This window comes from Armatimonadota bacterium, from assembly GCA_020354555.1.
GTDB lineage: Bacteria > Armatimonadota > Hebobacteria.
Window position 1 is genome coordinate 4565600 of sequence record CP070648.1, and the last position, 4662, is coordinate 4570261.

General features: G+C 67.4%; 3 protein-coding genes. 2 read left to right on the forward strand and 1 reads right to left on the reverse strand.

Annotated features, from left to right (window positions below; genetic code table 11):
• On the reverse strand, nucleotides 1-2205 hold a 2205-nt coding region (locus JSV65_18750), incomplete at its 3' end, for a hypothetical protein (GenBank protein ID UCH34534.1).
• A gap of 246 nt (nucleotides 2206-2451) precedes the next feature.
• Here JSV65_18750 and JSV65_18755 point away from each other — a divergent pair.
• Nucleotides 2452-3534: a DnaJ domain-containing protein gene (locus JSV65_18755; protein UCH34535.1), complete on the forward strand. Its 1083-nt coding sequence runs from the start codon at nucleotides 2452-2454 to the stop codon at nucleotides 3532-3534.
• Nucleotides 3535-3792: 258 nt separating this feature from the next.
• Nucleotides 3793-4662: formylglycine-generating enzyme family protein (locus JSV65_18760; GenBank protein ID UCH36845.1), on the forward strand; the 870-nt coding region annotated here is incomplete at its 3' end.

A 4662-nucleotide genomic window follows, 5' to 3' on the forward strand; every position in this document is an offset into this window, starting at 1 on the left:
CGCCTCTTCCCTGCGCTCGGTTGCGCTCGCCGGCTTCTCCGGCTTGGAGGTGAGGTAGTACGTCGTATAACCCAGGGACGGCACGGCCGCGACGAAAGCGATCTCCACTTCGTCGCCGTCGCGGCGCAAGATCTGACACGGCACCGCCTTGCCGCCCGCGTCGCGCAAACCGAACTCGTCCCATCCCGCGGGCAGCGGCACGCGCGCGCGGCAGACATCCGTGCGATCCCAGCCGTGCGCGTTGAACACGCGCAGCGGCTTCTCGTGCGCCGCGGCCGCCGCCTTCGCCGCGCGGCTGAGGTAGTCCAGCGCGTCCGACAGCGCCCCGTGAGCCAGCTCGCAGGCTTCGCGGTAACCCACCATGAGATCCACGTACGAAATCTCGTTGTGCGTGCCGGTGATCGAGTCGTGGTGCTGCCCGCACAGCAACTGCCGCCATGCCTTGTCGAGCGGCTTCTCCGGATAGCTCGCCCCGAGCAGCCCAGCGAGCGCGGAGAACTTCTCCGCGCTGATGAGCAGGTTCTCGGCGATGCGATTGCCGATCTTCAGCTCGATGCGGCTGAGTGCGGTGCCGGGGTGGTAGAGCGACATGTCGCGCGAGGTCAACGGCAGCTGCGTGCCCGTTGCGCGGCATTCCTCGTCCACCGACCTGTGAAAGTCCGCTGGCACCGCCATCTGCACCTTCGGCACCAGCTCGCCGAGCCAGTCCGTCGGCGGCGTCTGGTCGCAGCCCGTGAGAAACGACGTCAGCCCCATCATCAGCGCGCTTTGCCGATCCACGTGTCCGCGCCGATGCACCAGGTGCGTGCCGTCCGGCGACACGTGGCGGAACAGCGGCGGGAAACCGTAGATGGACTTGCCCCACCCCACCGCCTCGCACCCGCCCTTGGCCGAGATCTGCGACATCTGCGCCGGGTGGCCGAACACGTCGCCCGGCGAATACACGTAACAGCGGCGGCCGAGCACGTCCTCGTGCCACAGCTGCCCGTACACCATGTTGCGCACGAACGTCTCGCCGCACGAGTTCAGCGCCTGCGGCTGGTTGTAAAACACGTCCGATTCCGCGCGCCCTTCCTCGTGCGCCTTGCGCAGGATCGCGCGGTGTCCCGGGAACAGGTCGAAGTACGGCTTGAGGTAGTCAATCTCCGACAGTATCCCCTTGAAGTTCGGATCCTTCTCGAACTGCTCGCAGTAGCGGCGCACGATGTCCAGCGCCCCCATCGCGTACACCCGTTGCTCCTCGTGGTACGTCGTGTCGAAGTGGAAGTCGCTGTACACGAAGCCGGTGCCGCGCGGATCGGGCCTCGGCGCGGGGGCGAACGTGAAGGGCGCGCTCGCCGCCTTGCCGTCAACTTCGAGCGACAACTCCGCCGCCACCGGACCCTCAGCCGCTTCCACCTTCGGCCCGCGCAGCCGTATAAACTGCGACTGCCCGGGGTCGAGCGCCACTGCGGCCCGCTCGTCGGCCACCCCCAACGCGACCTCCGCCCGCGCGGCGCCCAGGTTGCCGATGCGCACCTGGAGCACCTGGCGCGGGTCGTCCGCCGGCCCGAAGAACACGCCCTCGGCCGCCGGCGCCGCGGCAACTATGCCCCCGTTGGCGATTACCGCCGGCCGCACGGTGAAGCTGAGCAGACAGAACTCGACGCCGTCCGCGATATACCCCGGCCTCACCTTGGCGAGAAACAGGTTCCGCCCCGCCTTCAGTCGCACCGGCAGCAGCAGCTGCCGCATCCCCATGCCTTTGGCTAGGCCGTACGGCTGATCGAGGATCTGCTCCCCGTTCAGAAACAGCCGCATGCCGGAGTGATACGCCTCGACGAAAGCGACCTCGTCCTGCTCGCAATCCACGTACGTCGCGAGGTAGAACACCGCGTTGCGCTGCACCGTGCGGTACAGCAAATCGCCGGCCCGGCCGGTCAGGCCGATCCGCGACTCGCGCAGCCGCCGCCACTGCCAGCGCGGCGGTCCGAGGTATTCGTTCGCGACCCACTGATCCTCCACCGGGCGGATGCTGCGCTCCCCGCCCGCCGCCGCGAGGTAGTCGATGTCGAGGATCTTGGGTCGCTCGAACATGTACTCCCGTTCGAAGAATGCCTCCGTCTCCACCACGAACGGCCCGGCGATCAGCCAGTCCGCGATAACCGGCTGCTCCATCAGAGAGGAAAACGAATTGACTGGAACCTGCGAATCATCCACCTGCAAGACCGTCTCCTTTGTCAGATGTTCCGGCACTGCTTCTGGCCCACGCGCTCGGATTCCTTTCCCGCCGCGTCACGCGCGCCGCCGGTGCTGCGCTCGAAAGCACGCATCTTCGCGCGGCGTGGGCACGCGCGCCCAACCACCCCCTGCCTCGCGCGGAACTGCGCGTCGACATCGTAAACGCCGCCCCGCCGCTTGCGCGCGCCTTGCTGCATTGCTACAATATGGCGCCGGAAGGACGCCCAGCTCATGGCCAAAGCTCGAACGGCATACGACGTGCTCGGGCTGCCCTATGACGCTCCGCCCAGCCAGGTCCGCAGTCGCTACCGCCAATTGACGCGCCGCTTCGAACCTGACCTCGAGCCTGAGCAGATCTTCGAACACGAGGATTTCCTGCGCATCGCCAAGGCGTATCTCGTCCTTGACTCCCCGCGCAGAAGCGACTACACGAAGCTGGTGCGTACCGCTCGCGGCGCCCCCGTCGAGACCCCGGACCTTTATACCCGTCTCTCCACCGAATCCAAGCTTCTCCTCGCCGCCGAAGCCGGTGTCGCCCGCCGCCAGTACAAGGCCGCCGCACGCCTCGCCAAGGACGTGCTCGAGCAGAACCAGCGCAACGCCAAAGCTTACGCGCTCCTCGGCGACATCCTGCGCATCCAGAGCAAGTACGGCGAAGCCATCTCGATGTACAACTACGCCATCCAGATGGACCCCGACCACCGCCGCTACTGGCAGCTCCTGGAGGAGTCCACCGCGCTGCGCGAAGGCCGCCGCGTTCGCCGGTCGCTCGAGGACGAGCCGGGGCGCTGGCACCGCCCGGTGCAGGTGTGGCTCATGATCGGTGTCGCCGCGCTGTTCATCGAGGCGTCCATCCTGCTCCTGCGCGCCAGCCGCGGCCCCGCGCTCTTCTTCGGCCTGCCCGCGGAAATGCTCGCCATCGCCGCCCTCGACGGCATGCTTGCCGGCCTCGCGCTCGCGGCCACCGACATCCTCACCCCCTACGACGACGAGATGATCTCCTACTCCGTCTTGTCCTACTGGGCGCAGGCGGCGCCGGTGCCGGTATTCGCGTTCGTCCTGCTGCCCGGGCTGGTATTCTTCTGGGTCGCCATCCCGTTGTACGCCATCACTGCGTATCTCGACGAGTACGCCTCAATCGCGATATGCATGGCACTCACCATCACCGCGATGCTGACCCTCGGCTTCTGCTTCGTCTATCCTGAGCTGTGGCTGCCGTTCTTCATCTTCGGCGGCAACTTCATCTGGGCGGGCTTCAACGCCGGCTGGGCGATCGGCAGCATGCGCTCCTCGCCCTGGCAGGCGGAGGAGTAAGCGCGCGCGCCCTCGAAGTCCGTCAGCGTTGTCGCGCAGACCGAGCGCCGGCAAGCGATGCCGAGTCCGCCCGACGATCAGGAGGTTCCGATGCTCGCTGCGAGTTGGCTCCCACACATCCCGGGCGCGGCCGGGATGACCGCCCTGACTCTCTGCGCCATCGCGTGCATCGGCCTGGCCATGCGCCCGGGCCGCGCCGCCGACGCCGCGGGGGATTCGCGCATGCCCACCGGCAAGACGTTCCGCAACTCCATCGGCATGGAGTTCGTGCGTATCGAACCGGGCAACTTCGTCATGGGCCACGACGGCAGCAAGCTTCCTGACAACCTGCTCGACCCGCGCGAGCCGGACGGCGAGCGCAGAGCGTGGCTCCGCGAGACCGGTGACTACGATGAGGTGCCCGCCCACACCGTAACCATCAGCAATGCGTCATACGTTGGAGTCCATGAAGTCACCAACCAGCAGTACGAGGAGTTCGACCCTCTCCACACTTACCTGCGCGGCAAGCTCGGCTTCTCGATTGATGACGATGAGGCCGTCGTCTTCGTGAGTTGGCACGAGGCGCAGGCGTTTTGTGACTGGCTGTCCCGGAAGGAAGGGCTTCCGTATCGCTTGCCCACCGAGGCCGAGTGGGAATACGCCTGCCGCGCCGGCACCACGACCCTGTTCTCCACCGGCGACGCCCTGCCGGACGACTATCTCAGGAATCCGAGCAGCTCCTGGTACCCCGACCTCAGGCGCGGGCGCGGCCGCGACGAGGTCGTCCCGCTCCACGTCGGCGGGACGCCGGCCAACCCCTGGGGCATTCACGACATGCACGGCAACGTCGAGGAGTGGTGCCTCGACTGGTACGGGCCGTACGAGGAGCAGCCGCAGACCGACCCCGTAGGCCGCGCCGACGGGGACTTCAAGGTGACGCGCGGCGGCAGCCATTCCACGTTCGCGTATTACCTGCGCTCGGCCAACCGGATCGGTACGCTGCCCGAGGACACGTCCTGGTATATCGGCTTCCGCGTGGTCATCGGGGAGATGCCCCGGAGCGCCGCGCTGCCTCCGATACCTCCGCCCCCGTGTCAGCAAGACGTCAGGCAGCGAAAGCCGCGCCGGACCGCGAAGGCCCCCGACCCG

Excerpts from the sequence above, each read along its gene's own strand:
- JSV65_18755 (UCH34535.1), top strand. The coding sequence starts at position 2,452 with ATGGCCAAAGCTCGAACGGCATACGACGTGCTCGGGCTGCCCTATGAC.